Source organism: Methylobacterium sp. ME121 (assembly GCF_000974725.1).
Classification (GTDB): domain Bacteria; phylum Pseudomonadota; class Alphaproteobacteria; order Rhizobiales; family Beijerinckiaceae; genus Methylobacterium; species Methylobacterium radiotolerans.
On record NZ_BBUX01000003.1, the window covers coordinates 179,928 to 206,753 of the forward strand.

General features: G+C 66.2%; 24 protein-coding genes and 2 pseudogenes. 13 read left to right on the forward strand and 13 right to left on the reverse strand.

Annotation, left to right across the window (positions count from 1 at the left end):
- Positions 1 to 24: 24 nt before the first annotated feature.
- A complete protein-coding gene (locus tag ME121_RS04565; RefSeq protein WP_043378416.1) occupies positions 25 to 1,809 on the forward strand; it encodes an ATP-dependent nuclease in 1,785 nt (594 codons plus the stop codon).
- Positions 1,775 to 3,604, forward strand: coding sequence for an ATP-dependent helicase (locus tag ME121_RS04570; RefSeq protein WP_043378413.1), 1,830 nt, complete (start codon positions 1,775 to 1,777; stop codon positions 3,602 to 3,604). Before ME121_RS04565 ends, ME121_RS04570 begins: the two co-directional genes overlap by 35 nt.
- A gap of 326 nt (positions 3,605 to 3,930) precedes the next feature.
- On the opposite strand, the gene ME121_RS04575 is transcribed toward ME121_RS04570, so the two are convergent.
- Positions 3,931 to 4,335, reverse strand: a complete 405-nt coding sequence (locus ME121_RS04575; RefSeq protein WP_230365904.1) for a TetR/AcrR family transcriptional regulator C-terminal domain-containing protein — start codon at positions 4,333 to 4,335, stop codon at positions 3,931 to 3,933.
- A 509-nt stretch (positions 4,336 to 4,844) separates the two neighbouring features.
- The gene (locus ME121_RS33225; protein ID WP_179239979.1) at positions 4,845 to 5,423 is read right to left on the reverse strand and encodes a helix-turn-helix domain-containing protein; all 579 of its coding nucleotides are present in this window, start codon (positions 5,421 to 5,423) and stop codon (positions 4,845 to 4,847) included.
- Here ME121_RS33225 and ME121_RS04585 point away from each other — a divergent pair.
- From ME121_RS04585 to ME121_RS33240, 8 genes are all read left to right on the forward strand, one after another.
- Positions 5,407 to 5,835: a hypothetical protein gene (locus ME121_RS04585; protein ID WP_043378410.1), complete on the forward strand. Its 429-nt coding sequence runs from the start codon at positions 5,407 to 5,409 to the stop codon at positions 5,833 to 5,835. The two genes, ME121_RS33225 and ME121_RS04585, sit on opposite strands and share 17 nt — an antisense overlap.
- A 163-nt stretch (positions 5,836 to 5,998) precedes the next feature.
- Positions 5,999 to 6,733 carry a hypothetical protein gene (locus ME121_RS04590; RefSeq protein WP_043378406.1) on the forward strand — a complete coding sequence of 245 codons (735 nt, stop codon included), beginning with the start codon at positions 5,999 to 6,001 and terminating at the stop codon, positions 6,731 to 6,733.
- Positions 6,730 to 8,775, forward strand: a complete 2,046-nt coding sequence (locus ME121_RS04595) for an AAA family ATPase (RefSeq protein ID WP_051975897.1) — start codon at positions 6,730 to 6,732, stop codon at positions 8,773 to 8,775. Before ME121_RS04590 ends, ME121_RS04595 begins: the two co-directional genes overlap by 4 nt.
- 272 nt (positions 8,776 to 9,047) lie before the next feature.
- The gene (locus ME121_RS04600) at positions 9,048 to 9,815 is read left to right on the forward strand and encodes a GIY-YIG nuclease family protein (RefSeq protein ID WP_139239451.1); all 768 of its coding nucleotides are present in this window, start codon (positions 9,048 to 9,050) and stop codon (positions 9,813 to 9,815) included.
- Positions 9,805 to 10,284 carry a hypothetical protein gene (locus ME121_RS33230; protein ID WP_051975896.1) on the forward strand — a complete coding sequence of 160 codons (480 nt, stop codon included), beginning with the start codon at positions 9,805 to 9,807 and terminating at the stop codon, positions 10,282 to 10,284. The genes ME121_RS04600 and ME121_RS33230 overlap by 11 nt, the downstream gene beginning before the upstream one ends.
- A 161-nt stretch (positions 10,285 to 10,445) precedes the next feature.
- On the forward strand, positions 10,446 to 11,852 hold the full coding sequence (locus tag ME121_RS33235; protein WP_081948537.1) for a tyrosine-type recombinase/integrase: 1,407 nt from the start codon (positions 10,446 to 10,448) through the stop codon (positions 11,850 to 11,852).
- Complete coding sequence (locus ME121_RS04605) at positions 11,849 to 12,604, forward strand: tyrosine-type recombinase/integrase (RefSeq protein ID WP_158713260.1); 756 nt, start codon at positions 11,849 to 11,851, stop codon at positions 12,602 to 12,604. The genes ME121_RS33235 and ME121_RS04605 overlap by 4 nt, the downstream gene beginning before the upstream one ends.
- Before the next feature lie 328 nt (positions 12,605 to 12,932).
- Positions 12,933 to 13,253, forward strand: a complete 321-nt coding sequence (locus ME121_RS33240) for a DUF6634 family protein (RefSeq protein ID WP_081948535.1) — start codon at positions 12,933 to 12,935, stop codon at positions 13,251 to 13,253.
- A 1,418-nt stretch (positions 13,254 to 14,671) separates the two neighbouring features.
- Here the strand turns inward: ME121_RS33240 and ME121_RS04610 are convergent.
- Together ME121_RS04610 and ME121_RS04615 are read right to left on the reverse strand one after the other, a co-directional pair.
- On the reverse strand, positions 14,672 to 15,058 hold the full coding sequence (locus ME121_RS04610; RefSeq protein WP_043378397.1) for an SPW repeat domain-containing protein: 387 nt from the start codon (positions 15,056 to 15,058) through the stop codon (positions 14,672 to 14,674).
- 107 nt (positions 15,059 to 15,165) lie between these two features.
- Positions 15,166 to 15,711, reverse strand: a complete 546-nt coding sequence (locus ME121_RS04615; RefSeq protein ID WP_043378394.1) for a carboxymuconolactone decarboxylase family protein — start codon at positions 15,709 to 15,711, stop codon at positions 15,166 to 15,168.
- 96 nt (positions 15,712 to 15,807) lie between these two features.
- Between ME121_RS04615 and ME121_RS04620 the strand changes: the two genes are divergently transcribed.
- On the forward strand, positions 15,808 to 16,626 hold the full coding sequence (locus ME121_RS04620) for a helix-turn-helix transcriptional regulator (RefSeq protein ID WP_043378391.1): 819 nt from the start codon (positions 15,808 to 15,810) through the stop codon (positions 16,624 to 16,626).
- Positions 16,627 to 16,831: 205 nt separating this feature from the next.
- On the opposite strand, the gene ME121_RS04625 is transcribed toward ME121_RS04620, so the two are convergent.
- Positions 16,832 to 17,386, reverse strand: a complete 555-nt coding sequence (locus ME121_RS04625) for a GNAT family N-acetyltransferase (RefSeq protein WP_051975895.1) — start codon at positions 17,384 to 17,386, stop codon at positions 16,832 to 16,834.
- Positions 17,387 to 17,985: 599 nt separating this feature from the next.
- On the reverse strand, positions 17,986 to 18,648 hold the full coding sequence (locus tag ME121_RS04630; RefSeq protein ID WP_051975894.1) for a TetR/AcrR family transcriptional regulator: 663 nt from the start codon (positions 18,646 to 18,648) through the stop codon (positions 17,986 to 17,988).
- Positions 18,649 to 18,792: 144 nt separating this feature from the next.
- On the opposite strand from ME121_RS04630, the pseudogene ME121_RS04635 reads away from it, so the two are divergent.
- A pseudogene (locus tag ME121_RS04635) lies at positions 18,793 to 19,623 on the forward strand (FAD-dependent oxidoreductase); the annotation flags it as partial.
- A gap of 69 nt (positions 19,624 to 19,692) precedes the next feature.
- Here ME121_RS04635 and ME121_RS33245 read toward each other — a convergent pair.
- The 7 genes and pseudogenes from ME121_RS33245 to ME121_RS04670 all read right to left on the reverse strand — a co-directional run bounded on the left by ME121_RS33245 (position 19,693) and on the right by ME121_RS04670 (position 25,069).
- Positions 19,693 to 20,861, reverse strand: a protein-coding gene (locus ME121_RS33245) for an IS3 family transposase (RefSeq protein ID WP_089231281.1) whose coding sequence is annotated in 2 segments (ribosomal slippage) — positions 19,693 to 20,594 and positions 20,594 to 20,861 — 1,170 coding nt in all. Because the reading frame shifts where the segments join, the coding sequence is not laid out codon by codon here.
- The gene (locus tag ME121_RS04645; RefSeq protein WP_043378379.1) at positions 20,830 to 21,183 is read right to left on the reverse strand and encodes an ABC transporter substrate-binding protein; all 354 of its coding nucleotides are present in this window, start codon (positions 21,181 to 21,183) and stop codon (positions 20,830 to 20,832) included. The genes ME121_RS33245 and ME121_RS04645 overlap by 32 nt, the downstream gene beginning before the upstream one ends.
- 53 nt (positions 21,184 to 21,236) lie before the next feature.
- Positions 21,237 to 21,932 (reverse strand): annotated as a pseudogene (locus ME121_RS04650) (glutathione binding-like protein).
- Complete coding sequence (locus ME121_RS04655; protein ID WP_051975893.1) at positions 21,929 to 22,651, reverse strand: glutathione S-transferase family protein; 723 nt, start codon at positions 22,649 to 22,651, stop codon at positions 21,929 to 21,931. Before ME121_RS04655 ends, ME121_RS04650 begins: the two are co-directional and overlap by 4 nt.
- Positions 22,652 to 22,673: 22 nt before the next feature.
- The gene (locus ME121_RS04660; protein ID WP_043378376.1) at positions 22,674 to 23,249 is read right to left on the reverse strand and encodes a carboxymuconolactone decarboxylase family protein; all 576 of its coding nucleotides are present in this window, start codon (positions 23,247 to 23,249) and stop codon (positions 22,674 to 22,676) included.
- Between the two features lie 18 nt (positions 23,250 to 23,267).
- Positions 23,268 to 24,200 (reverse strand): C-terminal binding protein, encoded by a 933-nt coding sequence (locus tag ME121_RS04665; protein ID WP_043378923.1) that lies wholly within the window; start codon positions 24,198 to 24,200, stop codon positions 23,268 to 23,270.
- 2 nt (positions 24,201 to 24,202) lie between these two features.
- Positions 24,203 to 25,069, reverse strand: a complete 867-nt coding sequence (locus tag ME121_RS04670) for an alpha/beta fold hydrolase (protein WP_043378372.1) — start codon at positions 25,067 to 25,069, stop codon at positions 24,203 to 24,205.
- Positions 25,070 to 25,375: 306 nt separating this feature from the next.
- On the opposite strand from ME121_RS04670, the gene ME121_RS04675 reads away from it, so the two are divergent.
- Complete coding sequence (locus ME121_RS04675) at positions 25,376 to 26,287, forward strand: LysR family transcriptional regulator (RefSeq protein WP_043378370.1); 912 nt, start codon at positions 25,376 to 25,378, stop codon at positions 26,285 to 26,287.
- The last annotated feature ends 539 nt before the right edge of the window (positions 26,288 to 26,826 follow it).

The window sequence follows — 26,826 nt, forward strand, 5'->3', positions numbered from 1 at the left end:
CTTTAGAGAATCGGATCTAAGCGGATGCTGTTGAGTAATTTCAGCATAAGAAATTTCAGAAATTTTCTACAGGTCGATATCCCTCTCTCGGGAAACATCGTTATCCTGGGGGAAAACCGCATCGGAAAGAGCAATCTCCTGTTCGCGATACGCTTGGTTCTCGATCCTACGCTTCCGGACTCGGCGCGTCAGCTCAAGATGTCGGACTTCTGGGATGGTGCGGCGCCCGACTACGGCAGTCCGATCGAAATCCATCTGGATTTCGCGGAATTCACGACCGATTTCGGTCTGCTCGCCTTATTGACGGAGTATCGTGTCGCCGGCGATCCGACGATTGCGCGACTCAGCTACATCTTCCGGAAGAAGGCCGACGTCGCTGGAATTCCGCAGTCGAGCGACGACTTCGAATTTGTCGTGTTCGGCGGCGGCGAGGAGTCCCGGCCGGTGCCCAGCAAGGTTCGACGCCGGATCGCAATCGACGTGCTCGACGCGTTGCGCGATGCCGAAGGGCATCTCGGCACATGGAGAGGTTCGCCACTGCGCCCCCTTCTTGAGGACGCGATTTCGAGCGTGACCCGCGAGGATCTCGCCGCGGTCGCGGCCGATCTCGACAAGGCCACGAAGACGCTGGAGGCGTTTCCGACGATCAAGGTGCTGGAGAACGAGCTGCGCGCCGGCATCCTTCATCTCTCCGGCGAAGCGCATGATATCGATCCACGTCTGGGATTCGCGCCGTCCGACCCGCTGCGACTGTTCCGGGCGATCGCGATGTTCATCGACGGCGGCAAGCGCGGCATCGCGGAGGCGAGTCTTGGATCAGCCAACGTCGCCCTGCTGGCGTTGAAGCTGGCCGAATTCGCATGGCGCCGGAGGAAGAACGAGCGCAACTTCTCCCTGCTGTGCATCGAGGAACCGGAGGCGCACCTTCACCCGCAGCTGCAGCGGTCCGTCTTCAAGAAGCTGTTCGCTTCTGCGGATGCCGCACAGGCATTGATCGTCACCAGCCATTCCCCGACGCTCGCCGCGGTCACGCCGCTGCGGTCGATCATCCAGCTGAAAGGACGGAACCGGTCGACGCAGGCATTCTCCCTTGCCAACCTGCCGGTGACGTCCGACGAGTTGGACGATCTCGAGAACTACCTCGATGCCACGCGAGCGGAGCTGCTCTTCGCCCGCGGCGTGATATTCGTCGAAGGCGACGCCGAGGAGGCGCTGGTTCCCGTGTTCGCCTCGGCTCTCGGACAAGTATTGGATGATCTCGGCATCACGGTGTGCAACGTCGCCGGCACGAACTTCGGTCCATACGTCAAGCTCGCCGAAGCTCTGGGCATGCCCTACGCGGTGATTACCGACTGGGATCCTTTGGATGGTGCCAAACAACCGCTCGGAAAAAAGCGTGTGATCGATCTCTGGAGCGATGTGCTGAAGGTGCGTGGGCAGCCGCCCATCCATCCCGCGCAGCGGACAGCGTGGGAGGCGCTCCAGTTCGTGTCGTTCGCATCGACCTGGGCCGGTGCCGGCATCTTTCTCAACGAGCAGACATTTGAAGTCTCCGTCGCGAATACGCCGTCGCTGCTGAAGCCTCTCCTCGACATCCTCGATGAGCAGGGCTTCGGATCCACCCGAAGCACCCGCATAGCGAACTGGAGGGCAGGCTCGGCCCCCGTCGACGCGTCGCAGCTGCTGGCCATGGTGGCGGACATCGGTAAAGGCCGGCTGAGCGCGAAGCTCGCGAAAAAGGCGGTTGGTCTGGCTCCACCCGACTACATCACCGATGCAATCCGCTTCGTGGCCGGCCGTGTCCAGTAGTCGGTTGCTTCTTCAGGCGCTCGAGGAACTCGCCGCGAATCCGGAGCAGTCGGCGGCCGTACGCGAGACCGGGCATTGCGTGGTGCTGGCGGGCCCAGGCAGCGGAAAGACCAAGACGCTGACTACCGCAATGGCGCGCGCGCTGGCGGAGGACGTGGTTGAACCACGCGGCGTGGCATGCATCACCTACAACAACGAATGCGCGATTGAGCTCGAAATGCGGCTGGCGCGCCTCGGCATGGAAGCTGGCGACCGCGTCTTCGTCGGTACGGTTCACGGCTTTGCGCTTAGCCAGGTGATCGCGCCGTACGCCCGATGCGTGCCGATCGGACTGCCCGCCGATTTCCGGGTCGCGAAGCGCGCCGAGATGCGCGCGTCGGTGGAAGCCGCCTACGCGGTCGCGATCGCCGGCACGGACGACCCTCATCGCCGATGGAGCTTCGCCTCGGAGAAGCGTCGTCGGGACGTGGATCGCACCCGACCGGAGTGGCGGGGACGCAATCCGGAGCTCGCGATGTTCATCGAAGCATACGAGTTCAAGCTTCGGCAGCAAGGCTTGATCGATTTCGATGACATGCCACTACTGGCCTATCGCATGATCAAGGAGCATGACTGGATACGCGACGCGCTTCGCGCCCGCTTTCCCATCCTGTTCGTCGACGAATATCAGGATCTCGGCCATGCACTGCACGAGCTCGTTCTCCTGTCGTGCTTCGGCGGAGGCATCCGATTGTTCGCGGTCGGCGACGCGGACCAGTCGATATATGGTTTCACGGGAGCGAACCCGGAACTGCTCGAGGGCCTGACCGAACGACCGGATGTGCGAACGATCAGATTGCGCTTCAACTATCGGTCCGGCAGGAAGATCGTCCGCGCCTCCCTAGGCGCGTTGGGCGAGGAGCGCGATTACCGGGAACGTGCAGGCGCGCCCGAAGGCGAGCTCACCTTCTGGTCGACGACCCAGGGCCTCGATATGCAAGCGCGGGCGATCGCCGAGACGGTTGTTCCCAAGCTCGTGGAAAAAGGCATTCCGCTCGACGAAATCGCCGTGCTGTACCGAGCCGCATACCTCGGCGACAAAGTCGCGGACGCCCTGAAGCAAGCCGACATTCCCTTCGTGCGGACGGATGGAAATGCGCTCGTACGACGTAGCTCGCGTCTCGCTCGCTTCATCGAGGACTGTGCGCGCTGGGTCGTCGGGGGCTGGCGGGATGCGGACCCGCGATACAGTCGTCTGATCTATCGAGCATCGCTGCTCGTCTTCGGCAGGCACGCCACCGCCGATGAAGAGCGATTTCTGTCGGAGCAACTCATCGGCTTCCTTCAATCGACGATAGGACATGTCGACGGCACGCATGCTTGGCTGCAACGCTTCGATCGCGAGCTGATATCCTCTTGGCGGTCAATTGGCCGTAATTCGGAGCAGGAGTGGGATGTCTGCGTCGAGATGATCGCCAACACCGATCCGGCTTCGAGTCTCGATATGCCGCTCGGCCATTTCGCCGGCCGCGTGGGCGGAACCGGTCGCGTCAATCTGAGCACGTTGCACAGCGTCAAGGGAAGGGAGTTCGATGCCGTAGTCATGTATGGCGTGAATGCACGAGACTTTCCCAGTGAACGCGACAAAAGGACCGCCGGAGCCCTGCGTGAGACTCGCCGCCTGTTCTATGTGGGAGTTACCCGACCACGGAAAGAGCTTGGGTTGATATTTCAAGAAAATCAACAATCACCCTGGGTGAACGAACTATACCAGAGGAGTAAAGCCGATGACTCGGACGCGGGAGTTGGTCTCTGAAGGATCTGACGAATTGTACCGGTCCTCACCGTTCCGATCGGCTGTCTGGATTCCTGCCGAAAGCATGAGCTGCACCGGACCGGCCTCCGGATTGTCTCGCCGCGCCTGAGGCCGCGCGAGCAACGGGCAACGAACTCCGCCGACAGCCCAGACCTCGACCGCGCCGCGTACCCTGCATGCCGCCCCGCGTGCAGAGGCCGAGATCACCACGAACGCCGACCTTTAACGTTTGTCGACACGGCTCGGGTCGATTTGTTCGCGCGAAGCTTGAAACCCGTCGATACGGGCTGGCGGTCAGATCGGAACCGGCTCACGAACGCGACTGTTCACGTCGGTTCCGCCTGGGACGGAACTCCGGCTCGTCGCGGCCGTCCCTGTCGCTGCGGGCGAACGCCCGCGAGAAAGAGCGCGACGGCTGCCCGACAGCGCTTCTCCTGCGCCTCCGGGTCGCCCTGGATGCCGTACAGCGCCTGCTTGGAACTGCGTCCGGGCACAAGGTTGAGGAACAGGTCCGCGGCGATCTCGACGTCGTCGACGGCGATCTGGCCCCGTGCGGCCATGACCTCCAGGAGCGGTGCAACCGCGCGCACGCCACCCAACCATCCTTCCTCGTAGGCGAGCCGCGCGAGGTTGGGAAACTGCAGCGCTTGCGCGACGATGTAGTGCGTGAGCGTGGCCGATCCTGGATCCTGGCTGCAGGCGAGCAGGAACCGGCTCAATTTGTCCAGCACAGCCTTCGCCTCCTGCGGTGCCGCCTTGAGAGCCTGCACTTCGGCCGCAGACGCGATACTTCGGCCTCAAAGGAACATAGCGTTTTCTTTCATATTCACTTTCCGATGCTCGCCGCGGCGGTTGCCCAGCCGGCACGAAATGCGCGGCGTTGATCGGCCGCCGCGCGCGGGATCATGGACGTCCTGCCGTCCTGCACGCACGAAGTCGCCTCCGGTTTATGAAAGGATCGGAGTTGGCCCACAGCGGCGCTGCCCCAGCGTGCGTGCGGATGGGCGGAGGCTCACCGGAGGATCAAAGCGGCGGCTCTCGGCGAATGCCGCCCCCATCCGGAGCTCGCTCGGGGCCCCGCGCGCCCGCCAACCGCGAGGCGGGCACGGTACGAGGGATGTCGTCTGGGGCTGCACCTCAGGCCGAAGCTCCTCGACTGGCCGCTCGCGCAGCCTCAGGCGACACGAGACAGTTCAGAGAGCGGTGAGAAAATTCCGGTGCATTCCACACCGAAATCACCTCAGCCCTTCATCTCGTCGAACCGCGGCTTCGATCCGTGGGCGAACTTCGAAGTTTTGAAAAGCTTGATGCCGACACCGTCGGCGTCGGCGTTCCGGAATTCTATGCCGCCGGCCGAAAGCGTGGCAACCAAACGCTCGAGGGTTTCGGGCTTCGGTGTGCTGGTACCGAGTTCCAGTCCGGCGATACTTCTCTTGGCGACGCCGGAGCGGACGGCGAGCTCCTTCTGTGTCCAGCCGAGCATCGCCCTGGCGCCTCGGATCTGCGAAGCTTCCACTTTGGCCGCGGAAGATACTTGACGCGGACGCATCTCTGGTGCAGCCTGCGAATCGCTGGAAGACGGAGCCGGAACGCCAATTGCGGAAGGCGTCTGTCCAGAAGACCTGATCTTTGGCCGACCTGCAAGTCCGTCGAAATGGGTCCACGCCGTTGCTACGGCGATTCCTTCGATGCTTGTCGAAGACGACGCGCTTCCTTGGCGCCGCAGGCGAGAGGAAGCGACGGCACCCCGAAACTTGGCAGCCTTGTTCCTCCGCTCCTTCGGCGGATCGGGAGATTGTGCCATGTCGAAGTCGTACACCGGATCTGGTGACGCCATCGTCGGCGGCATCCATGACAGCCTGTGTCGCAGCATCCGCATCGCGGGCGAGCGCATCCGATTGGCCCGCGAACTCGAGATCGTCGCGAGATCGCGCGACGACGTCCTGTCCGTCCTTCCCAGGGGGTTGGAGGACATCCAATCCTACAGGAAGCTCGCCGACCACGGCTTGGCGCACGCAACAGTCCGGCGCGCCCAAGGAACTGTGATCGTCCTGGCGGCGGCCGGTCGCGTCTGGCGGCGGCCGGATCTGAGACGTCGGCTGATCGCGGTCAAGCGCGACGCCCGCCGTATCGGCCGACGCGTCGTGCTCGTCACGGGAAGGGGCTTGCTCCGCTTGGCCGGGTGCAGACGCGACCCGCGAAGCCTCTCGCCGTCCCGTTCCCTGGACTGACCCTTTCGTCGTCCTTCGAGCGGCTTGCTTCGATCCTGGCGCGCGAACGCTATCGAACCTTTCCGGACCCGACAGGTGCCTCATGCGGAACGAGAACGTCGTCGTGTTCCCGACCGGACGACCGATGCCACGACTCACGAACGACCGAGGAAGAGTCGCGACCATGGCACGGAAGCTGGCGTCCGCACTTCGGCGCCGGCAGTCCGTATCCGGGCGCCAGCCTCTCTCCATCGAACTTCGCGATCTGACCGGCGTGGCCGACGAGACGGTGGACATGTTGTCGGCTCTCGCCCGAAGCCGGGTCCTCACGCCTGCCACGGCGGCGAGACTAGCGATGCGTCATGCTTTCGAGATCGGGCGCCCCTGGTCGGAAGCCGCCGGTGCGCACGACGCGCGGCCTCACGGCCAGCGATTCATTTTCGCCGGTGACGTGTTCGGGCGCTTCGCGATCAGAATCGAGGACCGGGCGAGCTGTGCCTGGGTGGCTCGGAGCGGGTTCGCCGATCTCGACCTGCTGTGCGGTCTGTGCCCTCCAGAAAGCGGTACGCTTCAGCTGGTGCACAGCCTGGATCCGAACGGCCGTCCTACGATCGATGTGAGCATGGCACGACTTCGGCTCGACGATCAGAGGCGCGCAGACCACGGACAGGATCCATCCGAGAAGCGGCAGGTTGTTTGGGTGGGCGGGCTGCCTCTCTCGGCACAGCGCCGGGCCCTGGCCGTCGCCGGCATCGAGGACGCGCTGCGGCACGGCGGAACGCAGGTTCGAACCGCCGCGCCGTGGTCATGCAACTTTCCAGCCGGGGAGGTGGAGCGCGCACGCGAAGCCCGCCGTCACCTCTTTCTCATCGGAATCGCGTGTCCCGGACTCGTCGGAACGACCGGGGGAACGAGATGAGCGGCCAGGGTCCGATCCCGTCCCTCGGCCGTTCGAAGGGCACGCAGCGGCCCGCGGAAGGCGGGCCGACGACAAGCGTCGCCTTCGCGGAAGATCGCCCGTCAGGCATCCTCGCGATGCTTCGGCTTCTCGACTCTAGCCGTCGAGCGGTCGATGTCGACCCGGACGAGGCCGAGCCGGGTGCCTCTTCGTCCCACCTACCCGACGACCCGGCCGAAATCGCAGCGGCGATCCTGTTCGGTCGCGCCATCGAGCGGGACCCCGCGATACTGGATCGGATCCGGGAGCGCTCGCCGGTACTCATCGTGGATTGCCCCGACGACAGCTGGCTCGAACCGATGACGAACGTCCTCGTACGAGGTTTCGGGTCCGGATCCACGCTATGGAAGCGAACGCCCGGCATGCAGCGAAGTGCCGGCCAGGCGGTGGTCGTGAAGGGGCGGTCCGACGACGTTCGGATCAGAGCCGAGACGCCGGGCGTCGACGTCGGACGAGCGTTTCGGAACTTCCAAGCCTTGATCTGCGTCGCGGCCCCCGGCCGATCACGGCTGCCCTTCGAAGTGGAACGATCGTGGGAGGAGCGGATCCCGCTCGGCCCGCTCGAGCCCGACGATTTGACCATGATTGCAGCCCGGATCGTCGGGTCGGATCCGAAGACGACCGTTCCTGCTTCGATCGCGGCGCGGGTCGACGCGACGGATCTCCGGATCGCGCTGCATGCCTCCCGGGGAGCGGACGGGTCCATCGACCGGCTCAGGGCGATCGTGGAACGCAGAGTTTCGAAGCCGCCGGCCGCTCCTACGCCGCGTCTGTCGCATCTATCGGGTTACGGCGCTGCGGCCGAATGGGGGATCGCTGCAGCGGCAGATCTGGCGGCGTTCGGCAGAGGTGAGCTGCCCTGGGCGGATTGCGAGCCCGGTGCGCTACTGAGCGGCCCGCCGGGCGTCGGCAAGACCATTTTCGCATCGGCACTGGCGAGAGAAGCGGATGTACCTTTCATCGCAGGTTCGTTGGCACAGTGGCAGGCGGAAGGCGAAGCGCACCTTGGGACCACGCTAAAGGCGATGATCGGCTTCTTCCGCGAGGCGCGAAAAATGGCGCCTTGCGTCGCGCTCGTCGACGAGCTCGACTCTTTCGGAGATCGCCGCAAACTCGCGGATTACAACCGCAGCTACGGGGTCCAGGTCATCAACGGCTTCCTGGAATGTCTCGACGGCGATGGCGGCCGGGCCGGCGTGCTGATGATCGGCGCGACCAACGACGCCACTCAGATCGATCCCGCGATCCTGAGAGCGGGACGATTCGATCGGGTGATCGCGATCGCCCGGCCCGCCCTCGAGGAACTGCCCGCCATCCTGCGCCACCATCTCGGATCGGATCTCGTCGCCTCCGATCTTCGGCCCATTGCCCGAAAGGCGTTGGGCGGAACCGGCGCCGACTGCGCCGCCTGGGTGCGGCGCGCCAGAGGCCGGGCCCGCCGCGCCGGACGGCCTCTCGTCGAGAACGATATCCTCGTGGAGATCGCAGGCTCAGCCGGACGCGCACGAGTCGAGGACGAGAGACGGGTGGCGATCCACGAATGCGGGCATGCCGTAGCCGCGCGGTCGCTCGGCCTGTCGATCGGCGATCTGGTCCTGCGCTCGCCCGGACACGGGGGGGGCGGCTACATGGGCTTTGCGCCCCCCGGGGTCGTGACCCGACACGTGCTCCGGAACATGCTCATCGTTCTCATGGCGGGACGTGCGGCCGAGATACTCGCGTTCGGCGACCCTTCCGCCGGAGCCGAGGCGGATCTCCTCGCCGCAACGACGCTCGCGCGCGACATGCACGTCCGCTGGGGTTTGGACCGGCGGCTGTCGGCGGATGGCGGACGCATGGTCGACCCTGCGGTGGGGACTCTCGTCGAGAGGGCGCTGCGGTCGGCGGCGAAGTCCGCGCTGGCCCTCCTGGGGACCCGACGTGAACGACTCCTGGAACTGGCCGAGATGCTCGAATCGCGAAGGTCGCTCGCCTCGGTCGAAGTCGAGGAGTTTCTCCGCTGACGTTCCGATGATCGGCGACGCGACCCGCCGGTCCTCGATGCGGTCGACGACCGGAGGTGCGTCGCCGACCGGTCGGTCCTTCCGATCCAAGTAGCGCGATCGTCGCGACGAACCGATCGCGACTCCCAACATGATGTGCAGGAGGAATCGCGATGCTGGAGAAACGTCCGCGTCCGTTCCGAGGAATGATGGCCGGCACACGGGACGAAGGGTACGTCTCACTCGAGTTCGTCTCATCGGGCGTCGCGCTCCATGCATGTCCGATATGGTCGATGGATCGTCTGCTGGACCTTCCTGCAATGCTTGGTCCCGGCTTGTACATCCTGGTCGGGATGCCGGCACCGCAATCGACGAAGCTCAGAGCTGTAGTCGGCGAATCGGGCATGCTTCAAGAGCGTCTCGCCGCACACGCCGCTGACCCGACGCTCGATTTCGTTTGGGACGCGTGCGTCGCGACCGGGCCGCGCATCATGAACGAGACCGTTCGACTGATCCTCCAGCGCGCGTTCGTCGACGAGATCGCCAACCATGGTTTCGCGACGATTGCGAACAGGCAGGACGCGGAGAGGTTCACGGCCACGGAACACGACATCGCCACGGCGGCGCAGGTGACCGAAGATCTACGCCCGCTCCTCGACATGGCGATGCCGGGACTCGTCGCGGCGGTCGAACCGGTGAAGGCGCCGATCGGCGCGCGTGTGGTCATGGCCCCGCGCGGCCTCGATCCCCTCGGTCTCGTCCGAACCACACATACGATGCGTTGGCGGGGCGCGCTGGCGACCGCGACGATGCGCGGCGGTGAAACCGTGCTTCTGCCCGGCTCGCGGATCGTCGCGGACGTATGCGCGAACACGCAGTGGTTGCGGGAGAAGCGGATCGAACTGATCGGATCCGGCGTCCTCGTGCCCGGCGACGACGCGCGGTACCTCACCGTCGCCGCCTTCGTCACTTTCCGCAGCGCACGCGAAGCGACCGCCTTCGTCACCGGCGGGGCGTCCGCGTCCGCGCGTCTCACCTGGATGCCGATCGATGAACTCTGAAGCTCCCGGCCCGGATCCGGACGCGTTCGGAGGCGACCGGCCTCGGGCCGCAGACCGCGGCCAGCGGCATGAGCGTCCAAGCCGCGGCCGGATCGACGACCGTGCGGATCCTCTTCGACGCCTCGTCGGAAGGCCGGCGGTCGATCAATGGGCCGACGACGAGATCGTGACCCTCGAAGAGGCGCGCGCTCTGTTCTTCCCGAACGGCCCGCTGACGGTCAAATCGCTTCGTTCGGCGGTCCGTCTCGGTCAACTCGCATCCGCTTCGATCGCAGGCAGGCTCTACACGACGCCTTCGGCGGTCCGCTCGCTTCTCGAGCCGCAGCTTCGTCGGGATGCGAAGGACACGTGCGGATCGGCCGAAAGCATGGACGACCGAAGGAGCCCGCGATCGGATCGAGAGGCGGAGGTGCCGTCCGTCGCCCGCCGCCGGGGTCGCAAGCCGAAGCTGCTCCATCGATCCTGGTAAGTCGCGCTGAATCTCTACCGCCGGCTTTTAGAAGTGAGACTATGGTCTCATCAACCAGACTCCAAAGCGAGGTCCGGCGGAGGGAATAGAAGATCTTCCCGTTAACATCTCGAGAACGACTGCACCTTGATGTTCCGCTGACCGAAGCAAGGGATCGGGCCATGGCTGGAAGAAGGAAACAGGCGGGTGCGCGGCTCTGGTTGCGCAAGCGCGACGAACAGGATTCTTCAACGTGGATGTGGTATATCATCGACGGAAAAAATCAGCTCAGTCTGGGCCTGTTCTGGGATCCGCATGACCCCGACGGTACGAAGGCTGATCTTCTGCTTTCCGAGTACAAGGTGGACAAAGCGAAAGGGCCGCGAACGGCGGCGGCGCCATCCAATGCGGATGAGATTCCCCTCGACGACATCCTCGACCACATGGAGGCGTCCAACCCTGAAAAGGCGGGCGCGACGGATGCAGAGATCCGCAATCGCACGAACCTCCTGTTCTGCATTTCCGAACTTCGAAAATACTGGAGCGGAAAGTACCTGTCCGATGTCACGGCGCAATCCAGTGTTGAATACCGCAACATCAGAACGGGTGTGCGCTGGAAGAATCAGACGAAGGAGTCCGATTCTTCCAAGATCCGCGTAACCGGAACACAGTCGGCTCGCAGAGAGCTCGAGGTTTTGAACTCGGCGATCCAGCGCTATGCGCGCGAGAAGAACCTAACCGCGATCAGACAGGCCGAGCTTCCGCCGAAAGCTCAGCCTAGGGACGAGTGGTTGACCTACGACGAGGTCGCCCGCCTCCTCCTAGCGTGCCGTGGGCGTCGTTGGGATCCCGAGGCGGACGACTGGATTCGCGACGCTCGCGGCCGTCTCGTCATCAAGGATCCCTACACACGGCGCCGACGTGCCGGGATCGCCCGTTTCATATTGCTGGCAGCTTGGACCGGAACACGGCACGACTCGGTGCTCCGATTGCGCTGGAAGAAAAACGACTCGGCCGGATACGTTTCAGGCGATCTGAGGACATTGTTTCGCAGAGGTGATCGCGAGGCCGATACCTCGAAAAGCCGCAATCCTTGCAGAATCCCAACATCGCTTCAGGCACATATACGTCGTTGGCAGGAGAACGACGACAAGCGCGATCTTCTGAACATCGTCCATCAGCAAAATGGTACAGGTTACAATGCGTACATTCAAATAACCTTCAAGCAGATCGTCAAAGACGCCGGACTGGACCCCGAGCGCATCACCCCTCATACTCTCCGGCACACTTGCGCGCACTGGATGAAAAACGAGGGGGTGCCGATCTGGGTTGCGGCGGACTACCTCTCGATGACGGTGGAAACTCTCGAGAACGTCTACGGTTCGCATACGCTCGACTCCCACGAGTTGGTCGTGGACGCATTCGCTCATCGAAAGCGGCAGGTGTCGCCGGACCGCCGGAGCAATGCATCCGCAGCTCCCGTCACATTACGGGTGCCGAGCGACCCCGGCAGATCCAATGGTCGTGGTGACAGATGGACGCGCGATTGGCGCATGTCCAAGCGACCGAACCGGCGACGTACGCCATGATCCCGTCGTTCGCGGCTCTGCCGTTCGACAGGGCGACCGCTCTGGCGCTGATCGATCCTGTCGTCCATGCACGACCGGACGTTCCTCCCTCAGCGCAACGCTGTCTTGCGGCTGCTCTGGCCGTCTCCATAGGAACAGGGGCAGGACCGGACGAGCTATGCGCCGTCCACCCTCACGATCTCGGGACAGAAGCCGGCATCGCGACGATCGTGGTCGGTGCGCGCCGCTCGATCCACGGCCGGGACGCCGCCAGAACGGTTCCGCTGCTCAAGCCCGTCCGGAACGTTCTGGAAGCGTACATGCGCGACCGCCGGAAATATGCGACCGGCGGGAACGGCCTGTTCATGTTGTCGGCGAAGCAACCACTTGGCGCGGCCGATCTCAGGACTGCGATCGCGCGCTGCGCTCGGGACAGGTCGCTCGGAAAGGGTGCGCAGATCCGGTCGGCGCGGCTCACCTTCGCCGCGGCACTCATGCGGGCCCAGGCGACCGAGGATCTCGTCGCCTACCTGACTGCGCGCGGCGGACGGGCCCGACGCTCGAGAGAGGAGTTCTATCTGCGGCAGAGGTCGCCGCACTTCGTACTGCGCCTGCTCAATCGGCATCACGTCTTCGGCGCCCGTTACGACGAAGTCGCAGGTTCGGCGGCGGCTCGGTCGGTCGGCGAAGCTCCGGTATCTCGGTCCGGGGACGATCCGGATTCCGTTCCGGCTCCCGGGCTGTCGACCTGGAAGGTCGGGACTCAACGATGAAAGGCGATCTCCGGCGAGGCGGTCGGTTTCGAAGCCGCCCGGAAGTCCGTGTCGCCGAAGGCGATCGGCAGTCGCACGCCGGGATCCGGCGCTGGCTTCGGACGGGACCGCTCGGTGACGTCGTTCGAGCCGCGATCAAAGGAATCGCGCCCGTGCGAGTTTCGGGCGCGCGCGGGAGGATCGGGGCCCAGTTGCCGCACGATCCGTCCCGACGACGGCCGACGATGGCCGATGTCGCATCGCCGCGTTCGGAGGCGCGATCCTGCCGACCTCGATGCGCTCTGTCGCCCCCCATCCGACCACGGTGTCGGAACGAAGGACATCGATCATGTCGGTCCTGCACAAGGGTCCTGGCCCTTTTCCCGAACTCGCCCGCATCGCTGCCCGCCATCGTCGGTTGGCGGAGGATCTCGAACGCATCGCCGGCGGCCACCATCCCGGTGCCGACGATTTGAGGGATGCGCCACTCCTGATGGAATGGAGGCTTCGCTTGGCTCCCGCGCCACACCTCGTCGGCATCGTGCTCGGTCATCCTGTCATACCGGACGGAGAACTCTGCAGAACCAGCGAACTGTTCACGCTCGAACCGGACTTGGGTTACGCGCGCACGAGGTCGAGGTTCTACAGGCTGGGAGAAAGGGCCAACTGAACTCCGCTAGGCGGCGCGACGATCGTGGCTGCAGGTCGCTCCTGGCCGGTTCTCCTGCCGGCCTTGCCGGCGGCTTCCGGAAGCCGGCTGTTTGCATCTCGGGTCGGACGCCTGGGGATCCCGATTCCCTTCTCCGTGCGGGCCCACGTCGCCTGCGAACGCGTGGGCAGCCCAGCGTGGTCGGCTCGGCCGAGACCGTTGCCGATCGGAAGCCGGACGGCGCCGCGCCCGGCACCCGCCGCCGAATCGCGAATTGCGCGAACGAGGCTCCGGGCACGACGTCCGACGCGAAGTGGCGATTGCTGCCGCATAGAATGGCCGGCGCTTCATGAGGCTTCGATGGTTCCGTCGCGGATGAGATACGGGGAGGCGGCGCACGCTCAGGTTGGGCGCCCCGTCCGATCGGGCCGCATGGGGCTTAAGTGCCGTCGCCCGTCCGCCCGGCCGCGCCACTCCTTCGGATCGCGCGGCCGGACGTCGATCGGACGCGGGCCGAGGTTGCCGGCCCGCGTACGCACGAACGGGGCATCCAATTGCCAAAACCATTGCCAAAAACCCATTTTTCGGCTCGGTTCCGCTCTGCGTGATCGCGATCTACCTCATGGGGCCAACCTCGCTCGACTCCGGCGCCGCACATCGCGGCCCCGCCTGGAGCGGCGGTCGAAGTGCGGCCTCCGCTCCTTCCGGTTCCTTCCGGTGCCCTCCCGTGCCACGGTATCGATTGCCTGGCAATGGATTGCCCTGTTCCTTTTGGCCGTCCAGACCTGATGGAACGGTGCACCAAACCCGCCGGCCTCGGCCCGATGCACGATCGCGCAATAGTCTCGGTCGATCGTTCCTTTGTGACGGCCGCGAAGTCTGCCTCCGAACGTACTACCTCAGATTGCGGAGCGCCCGAATGAGGGCGCGAGGTCGGAAGCGGATCGAGTGCCGGAAGTTCGGCATTTAGCTTCGCGTTCGGCGTACCGTCGTCCGATGAAGTTCTCGTGGAAGGGACATGGTGGCTTCCGAGTAAGGTCGCTCTCCGGCGCGGCTACCGGCCGGAAATCAATGCTTGGTATCCGTAGCGAGGGGCTGCTTCCGACCAGGCTTTCGGATGGTCTGATTGCCGGCAATCTGATTGGCGCCGGGACGACCGAGAATGGCCGAAAGCCGCTGATCCGCTTTGCCGTAAGTACGCCGGAGAAGCGGGCAGTCGGGCGCCTGCACCCGCTTGCACGATCGACAGCGGATCCCCGCGGTATGTGCAGCACAAAGACAACGCACCGACGCGCCTCGATGAGCCGCGCGTCCATGGTGGTCGTCATGTCCGGCTCCTCTCCGCCTGCGCATCGGCCTAACCCACCGGAGGATGATCCAGGCGAATGAAATGGCGGCCGAGCCTGCGTCCAGCCGCCTCAGGACTGGTCATCCGGAGCTCAAGCGTCGGCGAGAACCGGAGCGCGGTCCTCGGTCTCGGGCGCGTTCAGGACGAACGTCACCAGCAGCACCGCCGCGCCATTCGCCCAGTAGTAGATCGCGTCGAGGCCCTCGAAGCCAAGCACGAACGGCGCGACGATGAAGGTGGCGCCGACCAAGCGATCGACCGCCACATGCAGCCAGTAGGGCAGCACGCGGATGACGCCGGTCTTGTGGTCAGTGAGGAAGGTCAGCGCGAAAGCGGCGACGCCAGTCGCGACCGACAGCCACAGCGCCAGCGGGTTGGTCTTGCCCAGTCCCAGCAGGAACGGGGTGATTATCAGGCTCAGCGCCACCGGATAGTCGAGGTAAGCGTGGACGGTCTTGGTGACGAAACGGAAGTTCATGACACTCTCCTGTTGGCTTTGCGAACGCTCGTCATGGCGAGGCCGCAGTTGATGGACGTCGAGGGAGTCGGACGCGGCGGCTAGTAAGACGCCGCGTCCGCCGTGGGTCAGGCCGCCAGCGCGACGTCGACCTTGGGGAAGTCGATGTCGGTCAGCGCGACGTTGTTGGTGAAGTTGGTGAGGACATTGATCGCCACATTGGCGATCACCTCGACGAGCCGGCCATCGTCGAGGCCGGCCGAACGGGCGGCGGCGATGTCGGCGTCGCTCACGTGGCCCTTCGCCTCCGCCACGCGCTGGGCGAAGGCGGCGACCGCGTTGTCGAGCGCGTCCTGCGCCTTGCCGTGGCGGGCGGCATGGACGCCTTCGGGCGTCAGGCCCGCGCCCTTGCCCATCAGCGTGTGGGCGGACAGGCAGTAGTGGCAGCCGTTGGCCTGTGCGACGGCAAGCGCGATGATCTCGCGCTGCTTGGCCGTCAGCGCGCCCTTGGCGAGCGCGTCGGAGAAGCCGAGATAGCCGTTCAGCACGGCGGGCGACTGCGCGAAGGTGGTGAACAGGTTCGGCACCATGCCGATCTTGGCCTTCACGGCCGAGAGCGTCGCCTGGACTTCGGCGGCGGCATGGGCGGTGTCGATGGGAGCGATACGGGGCATCGGCGAGATCCTCGTCTTGGTTTGTGCGGCTTGCACGCCCGCTCTATGCCGAACGACGCGGTAGCGTAGGTCCCGAGAACGTTGCCGATCGTCCCGATGGATCACCTCGCCGCCCTCTTCGCCCACGCCACGCCCACCGCGCGGACCTTCTTCACGGGCAACCTATGCCAGGCGGTAGAATTCGCCGAAGGCGGCCATCTGCACTTCCTCAACGCCGGCACGCTGACGCTCGCGCAACGTGGCGAGCCCGACCTTATGCTCTCAGAGCCGACGCTGCTGTTCTTCCCGCGCAGCCGCACCCACCGCTTTCTCGTCGACCCCGAGCGTGGCGCCGACCTTGCCTGCGCTGCCGTCGACCTCGGCGGCGAAGCGGGTAGCCCGATCGGCGAGGGGCTGCCGGCGTTCGTGGTGCTGCCGCTCGCCAGCCATCCCGCGCTCGGGCCGACCTGCGACCTGATCGTCGACGAGGCCTTCGCGGAGGGCGACGGCCGGCAGACGGCGCTCGACCGGCTGTTCGATTACCTGCTGATACTGATCGTGCGGCACGTGGTGAGGAGCGGTCTCGTCGACGGCGGCGTCCTCGCGGGGCTCGCCGACACCCGGCTGGCGCGTGCGCTCACCGCGCTGCACGAGGCGCCGGGCAAGCCTTGGTCGCTCGAGAACCTCGCCGAGGTGGCCGGCATGTCGCGCACCCGTTTCGCGGAGCGCTTCCGCGTCGTTGTCGGCCGGACACCGATCGACTATCTCACGCTCTGGCGGATGACAGTGGCGCGCCAGCGCCTCGCCAAGGGCAAGTCTGTCAAGAGCGTGGCCGCGGAGGTCGGCTACGACAGCCCCGCTGCGTTTTCGCGGGTGTTCTCCCGCATCGTCGGGCACTCACCGCGCGAACAACAGGACAGCGCATCTCCTGAGTAAGCCTGCTTTGATGCATCCGCCCTCCGGGAGCGGTCGGGCGGAAATCCACCCGTCCAAGGCGTTCAGCTACCCCTTGACGTCAGCAGGAGCTGGCCGATTCGGTCCGCCCGCTTCGGAGAAGGGCCGCCGGAACAGCGAACGCTCCGCTTCCGACCCAAGTCAGGCGAACACGCCGCCGCCCATTGAGCGCCGTTGCGTCTGAGGGTCAGCCCGCCCGCGTGATCGGCCGGGCGAAACGTTGCTCCAGCACCTCTACCCCCCATTGCTGTCCGGGCCGCTCCTCTACAAGCCGGAAGCCGTGCGACTCGTACAGGTGACGGGCGGCATGTAGGCCCTGGAACGTCCAAAGGTGGACGGCGTCGAAGGCCCGCAGCTCGCAGAAGCCCACAGCGGCGGTCAACAGCCTTCTGCCGACGCCGCCACCGCGCAATCCGTCATCGACGATGAACCAGCGCAGATGCGCGATGCCCGCGCCGATGTCCTCGCCGTCGATGGCCACCGTGCCGACGATCTGCCCCCGGCGAACCGCGAGCCAGAGGCCGTTGCAGGGATGATCGAGTCGATCTGCGAAATCGGCCAGACCTGCGGCGATGCGTGCCTCGAACGCGCGTCCGAACCCCGCAATCCTCGCGTAGTGCTGGGCGTGCATCTCCGTGCAGCGCGCGAGAGCACCGCTCTGGTAGCCGGCCACGAGGGTCACTTCGGGCGGATGCGTCGAGACCTCGGGCGCCCCATCCGTCTGTCGCAGATCGTGCGTCATCGTTCAGCTTAGTCCCCCGGGCGGTGCGCCGACATCATGTTATCCAACCCTCGCCATTCCTGGTCTGGAGTCCTCCGCGACCCGACCGATCCGCCTGTCATGGGTGAAGGCATCCGATGAACGAACAACCGCGCCGGCGCTTCTCGGCGGTCTCCCGAGCCTGCGGGCTGGATCGTCCAATAACGCCGTGCTCTTGGCTGTGGCCCAACCAGGCGATCACGGCTTGAGCCGCCGGGCGCCGGCAGATCGATCGAGATTGCGGCGCAAGAAGCGGGATGCGCGACCCCGTGGACGCGGTGCAGACCGGATGGCCTTCCGCGACTGAACCGTCCCGCCAAGTCCACTTCCGTGAACCGCAGCATGACCGCGTCCGAGCAGACGATTCTGCTCGCCCTATCCGTACGTTGGGGCGGATCGTTCTTCCTCACGCGCGTCGCGCTCTCGGTGCTGCCGCCGACGACCCGCTCCGCCCGAGGCGGGAACCTCCGGCCGAGCCGTTGCGGAGAACGGCGGCTGCGCCTTTCTCGTATGCCATCGTGAACCCCGATCGTTGCTGTGGCTGCATTCTCCGGGACCTGGTCGCGCAATGCCGGTGCTGCTCAGCCGCGCGTCCTGGCCTGCTCGCCGAATCGGGGCGATGCCGTCATCCGGGGGAAGGCGCGCTCGACGATGTCACCCACGCGGTCGGGCGCGCAGATCGGTCCGAGCACCTCACGATAGAGCGGATCGGAGATCACCGTGGCCGACCCGACCAGGGTCGCCACGAACTGGAACATCAGGAGGTCGAGGTCCACCTCGACCATCCATCCTGCGGCCTGCGCCTGCCGCAAAGTTGCCCTCTGCTTCTCGGCGAACCGCATCATCTTGGCCTTAAGGCCCGGGCTCGCGCATCGGACGACCTCCGGGTTCCGGACCGCGTTGTAGTGTGCGGGGTGTTCGTTGGCCCATTGCAGATAGGCGCTGGCGAGCGAGCGAAGCTGTTCGACCGGATCACCGCCCGATGCGGCCATCGCCGACTCAGTCGCCGCGATCAGCCTGTCCACGCCGTCCTCCGCCAGCGCGGCGAGGAGGTCCGTCCGGGTCTGGAAGTGTCTGCCGGGTGCAGCGTGCGAGACGCCGAGGTCGCGGGCGAGCGCCCGCAGACTCAGCGCCTCGATTCCCTCCGCACCTATCACCTCGGCCGCCCGTTCGAGCAGCGCATCGCGCAGGTTACCGTGATGGTAACGCCGCGCGCCGGATGGGCAGCAGGATTCGCGATCCAATGTTGACACAGCCTACAAAGGCTCCCAGTTGTGTGTTGTCGCTGACAACATAGCGGGTCGCGGCGCCGTGGCAATGATCCGAGGAGATCATCGTGTCGTCCCTTCCTCAAAGCACCGAAGTCCTTATCTGCGGCGCCGGCCCCGTTGGCCTCACGCTCGCTCTCGGCCTCGCGAAGAGGGGGCGTCAGGAGCATCGTCGTCGATCAGAAGCGGGAGCTGGACACTCACTCCCGCGCAATCGCGCTGTTTCCACGGACGCTGGAAATCTTTCGGTCGCTCGGCGTGGTCGAGGATTTGATCGTCAGCGGCGAGCAGTCGTCCCACCTCCGGCTGCGCCGCGCGTCAGACCGCAAGACCCTCATCGACTTCGACTTCGGAACCTACGACCCGATCACGCAGTGTAACTACTTGCTCGCCATCCCTCAGAACCGCACGGAGCGCGTCCTCTTCGAGCACGCCCAGCGCAACGACAGGATCGAGCTGCGTATGGGATGCTCGTTCGTTCGATTCGAGGACGATGAGGCCGGCGGGTGCGTGCATGTTCGTCTTCGCGAAGGGGAAGGCGTCGAGAGCGTCGTCGAGGCGCGATTCCTCGTGGGGGCGGACGGTTCCCACAGCAGCGTTCGGCAGCAGCTCGGCTGGGAGTTGCAGGGTAAGACCTACGCGACTCGAGCCGTCCTTGCCGATGTCGAGGTGAGCGAGGAGGCGGACACCGCGGACGGGTGGCTCGCCGAGCCCGATCGCCCGTCGCTCCTTATGTCGATCCGGTATGCGCCGCGGATATGGCGCTTGATCGAGCAGGGCATTCCCGACACGCTGACGGACGCCGAGCTCGCCGATCACGCGCGAGAGCTGACAGAGGTTCTGTTCGGCGAGGGGGCCTGGCGGAAGACGGTGTGGACCTCGGCCTACCGCAAGCACGAGCGCGTGGCGCCTCATTTCCGGAGCGGGCGCGTGCTGCTGGCGGGGGACGCCGCGCACCTCAACAGCCCGGCCGGCGGGCAAGGTCTGAACACGGGCATCCGCGATTGGACTTGCTTCAGTTTAGTGGAGAGCGGTGTGGTGGGCGATGCCCCTTTCGAATTGGGTGGGGCTGGTGAAGCCGAGCGCCGAGTGACGGCGTCGGGGATTGTAGAAGCCATCGATGTAACGGGCCAGCGCGTCGATGGCCTCGGCTCGCGTCTGGAAGGCGGTGCGCCAGACCAGTTCGCTCTTCAGCGTCTTGAAGAACGTCTCGACCATCGCGTTGTCAAAGCAATTCCCCTTGCCAGACATCGAAATCACGATGCCATGTCCTCGTAGTTCCGCCTGATACTCATTCGCACAGTACTGACTGCCGCGGTCGGAATGATGCAGCAAACCTGGTCCGGGCTGCCGGACGACGAGGGCACGTCGCAGCGCAGTCAGCGCGAGCTCCTTGTGAAGACGGTCGCCCACCGCCCAGCCCACGACCCGTCGAGAGTACAGGTCGAGGACCACCGCCAGGTACAGCCAGCCCTCCCGCGTCCAGATGTAGGAGATGTCGCTCCCCCACTTCCGATCCGGCCCAGCCGCCGTGAAGTCCTGGTCGAGGTGGTTGGGCGCGATCGGGAAGGCGTGGCCGCTGTCCGTCGTGCGTCGGAAGCGGCGCGGCTGGCGGGCCTTGAGCCCGTTCTCCCGCATCAGCCGGGCCACGCGTCGCCGGCCTGCCGCCAAGCCCTGCTCGCGCAACTCATGCGTCATGCGCGGGCTGCCATACGTCTCGTGCGAGAGCGTGAAGGCGGAGCGAACATGGGCAAGCAGCACGAGGTCCTCGCGCTGCCGTGCCGAAGCCGGACGATTCTTCCAGGCAAAGTAGCCGCTCGGACTGACGTCGAGGACCTTGCACAGGCGCGCGACCGGGAAGTCCTTCTTCGCCGCGTCGACGAGGCGGAACCTCATCGACTTCCCTCTTTGGCGAAAAAAGCCGTGGCCCGCTTCAGGATCTCCCGCTCCTGGCGCAGCACCTCGTTCTCGCGGCGCAGGCGCTTGAGCTCGGCGGCCATGTCCTCCTGCCGTTCCGCCGGCGGGTGGTCCATCTCCCGCTCACGTCGGCCGTCGATCCAGTTGCGCAGCGTCGAGAGCCCGACGCCTAGATCGGCGGCGACTTCCCGGCGGGACCGCCCGCTCGTCTGCGCCAGTCGCACCGCCTCGGCACGAAACTCAGGGGTAAAGGTTTGCTTCCGGTCTGACATCGGAACCCTCCTCCTTCAGGAAAAGAGCTCTCCACTTTTGCGAGGCAAGTCCAATGTCGGGCTTGTTCTGGTGGTCGGCGCCGACGATCCGGATGGCGACCCCGGGCAACAGCGCCGCCGCCTCCTCCGCGGTCATGCGGGCGGCCAGCTCCGAGCCCGCGCCCGACTTGTCCGCGTAGACGCTCGATCGGTCGCCGAGCACACCGATCTTGACGACGCCGTCGGAGAAGGCCTCCGCGGCCGGAGCACCGGTCGGGACGAGGGCCGCCGCGAGCGCGCGGAACGCGGCGGCGCGGCCGCGCGCGCCGAACCGTCCGGTCATGGTCGTCCTCCCCGTGTCGTGACGCTCGGGCTTCGGAAGCGTGGTCGCGGCGCTCAGCCGCCGCGGCGTCCCTGGCCGAACAGGATGGCCTTCGACTCCTCGGTGACGGTCGGAGTCGAGTTGACGGCCTTACCGGCCGCGTAGGCGCGCTGCACGGAGGGGCGCACCGCCAGGGCATCGAGCCAACGGCGGACGTTCGGGTACTCCTCGATCCGCTGACCCTGCCGTTCCCACAGCAGGCATCACGGGTAGGCCGCCATGTCGGCGATGCCGTATGCGTCGCCTACGATGAAGGGGCGATCGGCCAATCGCTCGTCGAGGACCCCGTAGAGGCGCGACGTCTCCTTGACGTAGCGTTCTATCGCATAGGGAATGCGCTCGGGCGCGTAGTGGCTGAAATGGTGATTCTGGCCGAGCATGGGGCCGAGCCCGCCCATCTGCCACATCAGCCATTCCAGCGTGGTCTTGCGGCTGCGCCGGTCGTCGGGCATCAGGCCGCCGAGCTTCTCGGCGAGGTAGATCAGGATCGCGCCGGACTCGAAGACCGGAACGGGCTCGCCGCCGTCGGCCGGCGCGTGATCGACGATGGCCGGCATGCGGCCGTTCGGGGAGATGCGCAGAAAGTCGGGTTCGAACTGCCGGCCCTCGCTGATGTTGACCGGCACGATCCGGTAGGCCGCTCCAGCCTCCTCCAGCGCCAGCAGGATCTTGTAGCCGTTCGGGGTCGTCCAGAAATGCACGTCGATCATGGCGGAGAATCCGATCCTTCGTTGGAGAGGTGGGCGCGAGCCGCCCTCGCAGCCAGGCCGTCGAAGAGGGCGAGCGACCGGTCGCGCCAGGCCGCGACCGGGTCGTCCGCCGCCAGGAGTCCGCGCGGCGACGAGCATCGAGCCCACTGGAACGCGGCGAATACGATGTAGTCGGCAAAGTTCGGGCGCTCGCCCCCCAGGAAGGGTTGCGACCGGATGGTCGCGCGGAGCGGCTCGAGGGAGGCCCGGAAGGCGGGCAGGGCCTGATCGGCGCCCGCCGCGACCGCCTCGAGCGTCGCCCCGAACCGCGCCTCCCGCGTGCGCCTGAAGTATTCTTGGTCGCGCTCGTGCAGGATGGTCCAGACGTCCAGCACGATCTGGCGCCCGATCCCGGGAATCACGACCCCGTCGCACCAGTTCCTGACGAACACGATCCCGGCTCGGGCCTCGCGCGGACCCAGCAGGGACGGCCGGTCGGGATACTTGGCGTCGAGATGACAGGCGATCGACCAGGAATCGACGATCACCGCGCCTTCGTCCACTAGGACGGGAACGCGATCCTGGCCCGAGAAGGCGATGGTCGCCTTGTCGGTGAAGCGCCACGGCACCGTGTCAGCCGAGAGGCCCTTGTGCGCAAGCGCCAGACGCACGCGCCAGACGAACGGACTGAACCGGACGCGCTCGTCGGCCGCCGCGAGATCGTAGAGCTTCAGCGCCATCGGACCCGTTCCACCGCGCCATTCAGGCCGCGTCGGCCTGCTGGACGGGTTCGGGCTTGCTCCACGCGTAGGCCTCGAACGCCGCGTCGAGGGGCGTGGCCGCGACGTGATCGATGTCGTTGCCGAGCACCTCGTACCCGATGGCGACGATCGCCTCGATCAGGTTCTCCCGCGTGTAGCCCGCCGCTTCGAAGCGATCGAGCTCGGCCTGCCCGACTTGGCCGCGAGTCCGGGTCATGGCGGCGGCGAAGCTGCGCAGCGTCTCGAGCTTCGGGTCGGCCAGCGGGTCGCCGTGGCGCAGCGCGGACAGGATTGCCCCGGGAATCCTCTCGCGCGTGGCGATCGGCGAGTGCACCGCCATGCAGTGATGGCACTCGTTCTCGTAGTCGATCGCCCGCAGGACGATCTGGCGTTCGAGCACGGACAGGGTGCGCCTGGCAAAGGTCGCGCCGGTCTGCCGATAGATTTCGTACATAACCGGCGACTCGGCCATGATCCCGTGCAGGTTCGGCAGGAAGCCGTAGCGCTCGAGCGAGTCGGCCGCGATCGGCTTCGACCGCTCGGGCGCGGTCCCGGGGGTGTGGATGGTCAGGTCCATGACGGTGCCTTCCTGCGATCAGTGGACGGGATTGAGGGCTGGCTCGCCGCGCAGCGCCGGGGCCACCTCCTCGGCGGTGCGCCTCTGGAGATCGACCAGCGATTCCTCCGAGTAGAAGGCGAGGTGCGGCGTCACGATGAGGTTGGGAACGGTCCCGATCCAAGTCTCCGCCGTCGGCGGCTCGGTCTCGAGGACATCAAGCGCGGCGCCGCCTAATCGCCCCGATGCCAGCGCCGCGCACACTGCGGGAAGGTCGACGAGGCCGCCGCGGGAGGTGTTGACGAGGAGGGCCCCGGGCTTCAGCCGCGCCAAGCTCTCGGCGTTGACGACGTGGTGCGTCTCGGCCTCCAGCGGCACGTGGAGCGAGAGGATGTCGGCCGCCTCCCAGGCCTCGTCGCGTTCGACGCGGCGGGCCCCCAGCCCCGCGATCGGGTCCTGAGGGACGAACGGGTCGCACACGAGGATGTCCAGGCCCAGGGCGCGCGCGATGCGCCCGAACCCGAGCAGGACGAGCGTGCGTCCGCGGAGGCGGTGGAGAGGCGCGACGGCGGCCACGTTCCACACGCCCGCGCGGGTCTGGTCGATCCCGCGGACCAGCCCGCGGGCGAGCGCCAGCATCAGCGCCAGGGTGTGATCGGCGACTTCTTCGATGCAGTAGTCCGGGACATTGGTCACCCGGATGCCCTTGTCCCGCGTCGTGGGCAGCGGGATCGTGTCCACGCCGATGCCGTAGCGCGCGATGATCGCGCAGCGCTCCAGTTGCTGGACGAGGGTCGGCGGAAGCCTCGCGTAGCAGTTCAGCAGAGCGTCGGCATCGCGGCAGACCTCCAGCAGAGCTTGCGGGTCCGTGGACGGCGCGACGACCAGATCGGCCAAGCCGTCGAGGATTGCGCGTTCGGGCTCCAGGTTCGGGAATACGTGGTCGGTGACGACGACCTTCCGCCTTGTCATGGTCAGCCCCGCCACGGCTCGAGAATGGCAAGGAGTTCCGCGTTGACGCGGTCGGGCCGCTCCTCTGGAGGCAGGTGCCCGCATTGCGGAATGGCGACGCCGCGCACGTCTCCGGCCATGCCCTGCCACACGGCCAGGACGTCGAAGGTCCGGCCCACGAGGTCGAAGTCGGCGCCCCAGATCGCGAGGGTCGGGCACGCGATCAGCCGGTCGGCGTCGGCCTCGTCCTGCGCGAGGTCGACCGGTCCTGCCCGGTAGTCCGCGAAGGCGCCGCGGAAGGCGCCGGGCCGAGAATAGGCGCGGACGTACTCCGCCACCGCCTCCTCGCCGATCGCACCCGGCGCGTAGGACCAGCTATCGAAGAAGTGCCGCAGGAACATCTCCTCGCGCCCTGCGACCAGCGCCTCCGGAAGATGCGGCACCTGCTGGAAGTAGAAGAACCAATAGAGCTTGGCGAGCCGCGCGTCCGTGGCCTGGAAGACCACGCGCGTCGGTATGTTGTCGATCACGACGAGGCGGTCGATGGCCTCCGGGTAGTCCTTGGCGAACCGTGTCGCGACACGGGCGCCGCGGTCGTGACCGACGAGGGCGGCACGCCCGATGCCGCAATGCGCCATCAGGGCCCGGACGTCTCCCGCCATCGACCGCTTGTCGTATCCCGTATCGGGCTTGTCGGTCGCGCCATAGCCGCGCAGATCCGGAGCGATGATTCGATACCGCTCGGCCAGGACGGGCCACTGATGGCGCCGCGCGAAATGCGTCTCCGGATAGCCGTGCAGAAGCAGCACGGCCGGGCCCGCACCCGCGTCGAGGTAGTGCATCCGGATGCCGTTGACCTGGGCCGTATGGTGCCGTGCATCCGGAGTCATGAGGGTCTCCCCTTTGCAACCAGCGTGCGGACAACCGGGAGTCGTGAGAAGAGGTGACGCGGGAATAGGATCTATACGCGACCTGTATGAGTACGTGCTGGAAGATCCTGGGCGCTCGTGGCGACGGGGACCGTGGCGACGGGGACCGTGGCGGCGCGAGCGAGCGGCGCGTGCCGAAGGATGCGTCGGTCTCGCGGGCGTCGTCGCCCGCCGGAATCCACCGCCTCGATCGGCAGTCATCGGTGACCGGTCCGCCGCGGTCGGCTACGGGGTGTCGGAGCTCCGGACGATACGGGGACGGTATGGATGAACGACCTGATCACGGCCATGCGGACCTACGTGCGGGTCGTGGAGGCCGGCAGCTTCACCGCCGTGGCGGCCGAGCTCTGTACCACCCAGCCGACGATCAGCCGGCAAGTGGCTTCGCTGGAACAGCATCTCGGCACGCGGCTCATCACCCGCACGACCCGCGCGCTCGCCGTGACGGAGGACGGTCGCGTCTTCTACGAACACGCCCTGCGGTCGCTCGAGACGCTGGCCGAGGCCGAAGCCGCGGTCGGCAGGCGCAAGGGCCGGCCGTCCGGAACGCTGCGACTCACCGTGCCGGTCGTGTTCGGGCGTCTGCACGTCGTGCCGCGCCTTGCGCTGTTCGCGGAGCGCTACCCGGACATCCGCGTCGATCTCATCATGAACGACGCCTTCTCCGACCTGGTCGAGGAGGCGATCGACCTCGCGATCCGGGTCGGCGAGATCACCGATCCGGGCCTCGTCGCGAAACGGATCGGGATCACGCGGCGCGTCACGGTCGCCGCCCCGGCCTATCTCGCGAAATGCGGCGAACCCACGTGCCCGGGCGACCTCGCCGCCCATGACTGCATCGTCTACACGCGTCTCGTCGCCGGCCACCGCTGGTCGTTCACGAGCCCGGATGGACCCGTCTCAGTCGACGTCGCGGGTCGTTTCCGGGTCAACAATTCGGAAGGGGTGCGCGAGGGCGTCATCGCGGGCCTCGGCATCGGCGTCGTGCCGATCTGGGCGTTCCGCGACGAGATCGAGACGGGACGGGTGAAGATCATCCTCCCCGCTCACCGGCCGATGCCGTTGCCGATGCAGGCCGTCTACCCGTCGCGCCGGTTCGTTCCGCTCAAGGTGCGGGCAGCCATCGACTACCTGAGAAGAGAATTTCTGCAGGACGCACGGATCTCTGGCGCCGGTTGAGAGCGTTCGAAGGGCTTGGCCTTACCTCGGCTCGAAGGGAAAGTTTCCGCAACTGGTCGATCATCGGTCGTTTGAATGAGCGACGAGAGTCGGGATGTCGTACAAGTGCCCGACTCGCGGATCCACGCGTTTGCGGCGGTCCTCGTCGTGTGCACGGTCGGGGACCATGCCGATGGCCGATTCGCGAGGACGTATCCGCGGAAGGCCGATGAGCGGGTCGTCGACCGATCTTTCGACGCCGGCGTCTTCGCGAACCTTCCACCGTCGATCCTACGGAACGGGACCAGGATCGCGGTGGTCGAAGTCTGCGTCGACGGGCGGAGCGAGCGCGCGGACCTTAGCCGATCCGATAAGCCATGACCTGATGCGCTCCCTTCATGGGCGCGTACGGCCCGGTGCGTCCCATCCGGCGTTGCACCGGGTGACGAGCCCACGAGTTTCTTGGCTATCCGGATTGCGGTGTGGAATGCATCAGGTGCTCCTATCGGTCTCCCGGCTGTTTCACCCCCTCAAGCAGCCCACTCGGCCGGGTGACAAGT

Bases quoted from the DNA above. Each gene is read 5' to 3' on its own strand.
- ME121_RS04565 (WP_043378416.1), top strand. From the start codon at position 25: ATGCTGTTGAGTAATTTCAGCATAAGAAATTTCAGAAATTTTCTACAG.
- ME121_RS04570 (WP_043378413.1), top strand. From the start codon at position 1,775: ATGCAATCCGCTTCGTGGCCGGCCGTGTCCAGTAGTCGGTTGCTTCTT.
- ME121_RS04585 (WP_043378410.1), top strand. From the start codon at position 5,407: ATGTCGAAGTCGTACACCGGATCTGGTGACGCCATCGTCGGCGGCATC.
- ME121_RS04590 (WP_043378406.1), top strand. From the start codon at position 5,999: ATGGCACGGAAGCTGGCGTCCGCACTTCGGCGCCGGCAGTCCGTATCC.
- ME121_RS04595 (WP_051975897.1), top strand. From the start codon at position 6,730: ATGAGCGGCCAGGGTCCGATCCCGTCCCTCGGCCGTTCGAAGGGCACG.
- ME121_RS04600 (WP_139239451.1), top strand. From the start codon at position 9,048: ATGGATCGTCTGCTGGACCTTCCTGCAATGCTTGGTCCCGGCTTGTAC.
- ME121_RS33230 (WP_051975896.1), top strand. From the start codon at position 9,805: ATGAACTCTGAAGCTCCCGGCCCGGATCCGGACGCGTTCGGAGGCGAC.
- ME121_RS33235 (WP_081948537.1), top strand. From the start codon at position 10,446: ATGGCTGGAAGAAGGAAACAGGCGGGTGCGCGGCTCTGGTTGCGCAAG.
- ME121_RS04605 (WP_158713260.1), top strand. From the start codon at position 11,849: ATGATCCCGTCGTTCGCGGCTCTGCCGTTCGACAGGGCGACCGCTCTG.
- ME121_RS33240 (WP_081948535.1), top strand. From the start codon at position 12,933: ATGTCGGTCCTGCACAAGGGTCCTGGCCCTTTTCCCGAACTCGCCCGC.
- ME121_RS04610 (WP_043378397.1), bottom strand. From the start codon at position 15,058: ATGAACTTCCGTTTCGTCACCAAGACCGTCCACGCTTACCTCGACTAT.
- ME121_RS04615 (WP_043378394.1), bottom strand. From the start codon at position 15,711: ATGCCCCGTATCGCTCCCATCGACACCGCCCATGCCGCCGCCGAAGTC.
- ME121_RS04620 (WP_043378391.1), top strand. From the start codon at position 15,808: ATGGATCACCTCGCCGCCCTCTTCGCCCACGCCACGCCCACCGCGCGG.
- ME121_RS04625 (WP_051975895.1), bottom strand. From the start codon at position 17,386: ATGACGCACGATCTGCGACAGACGGATGGGGCGCCCGAGGTCTCGACG.
- ME121_RS04645 (WP_043378379.1), bottom strand. From the start codon at position 21,183: ATGACCGGACGGTTCGGCGCGCGCGGCCGCGCCGCCGCGTTCCGCGCG.
- ME121_RS04655 (WP_051975893.1), bottom strand. From the start codon at position 22,651: ATGGCGCTGAAGCTCTACGATCTCGCGGCGGCCGACGAGCGCGTCCGG.
- ME121_RS04660 (WP_043378376.1), bottom strand. From the start codon at position 23,249: ATGGACCTGACCATCCACACCCCCGGGACCGCGCCCGAGCGGTCGAAG.
- ME121_RS04665 (WP_043378923.1), bottom strand. From the start codon at position 24,200: ATGACAAGGCGGAAGGTCGTCGTCACCGACCACGTATTCCCGAACCTG.
- ME121_RS04670 (WP_043378372.1), bottom strand. From the start codon at position 25,069: ATGACTCCGGATGCACGGCACCATACGGCCCAGGTCAACGGCATCCGG.
- ME121_RS04675 (WP_043378370.1), top strand. From the start codon at position 25,376: ATGAACGACCTGATCACGGCCATGCGGACCTACGTGCGGGTCGTGGAG.